The 426-nt window shown below is 50.9% G+C and carries 1 protein-coding gene and 1 pseudogene; both read left to right on the top strand.

The window, feature by feature from the left end:
• Positions 1-60: 60 nt before the first annotated feature.
• Positions 61-147 (top strand): annotated as a pseudogene (locus GPK94_RS12490) (Maff2 family protein); the annotation flags it as partial.
• A 69-nt stretch (positions 148-216) separates the two neighbouring features.
• On the top strand, positions 217-426 hold a 210-nt coding region (locus GPK94_RS16150), incomplete at its 3' end, for a CD0415/CD1112 family protein (RefSeq protein WP_252192632.1).

The following is a 426-nucleotide window of genomic DNA, read 5'->3' as shown; positions in this document are numbered from 1 at the left end:
CACCATATAGATTTTTTGTACGCCGCCGCCCGCCATCGAGCAGAGTTTTACACCTAATTGGGGATAAAACAGCTCATGGCCGGTGCTGGTGTAGCCGTAGTCGGCATGGTCCTTGTACCTCTGCTCTCCGGGCTTTTCTCTGTCTAAGCGATTCCGTATGAAATCCTTGCCGCTCCCGCAGTTTTGCGGGGGCGGCGGAAAGGAGGTTGACACCGTATGGATTTCTTACTTGAAGCCCTGACAAATTGGCTGAAAGAAATGCTGGTGGGCGGTATTATGAGCAACCTTTCGGGGATGTTTGACAGCGTAAACCAACAGGTCGCGGATATATCCGTACAGGTAGGACAGACCCCACAGGGATGGAATGGCAGTATTTTCAATATGATTGAGAATCTGTCCAACTCCATCATGGTGCCGATTGCAGGT

This window comes from Pseudoflavonifractor sp. MCC625 (assembly GCF_018784545.1).
Classification (GTDB): Bacteria; Bacillota; Clostridia; order Oscillospirales; family Oscillospiraceae; genus Pseudoflavonifractor_A; species Pseudoflavonifractor_A gallinarum.
This window is presented reverse-complemented; position numbering and strand designations above follow the sequence as displayed.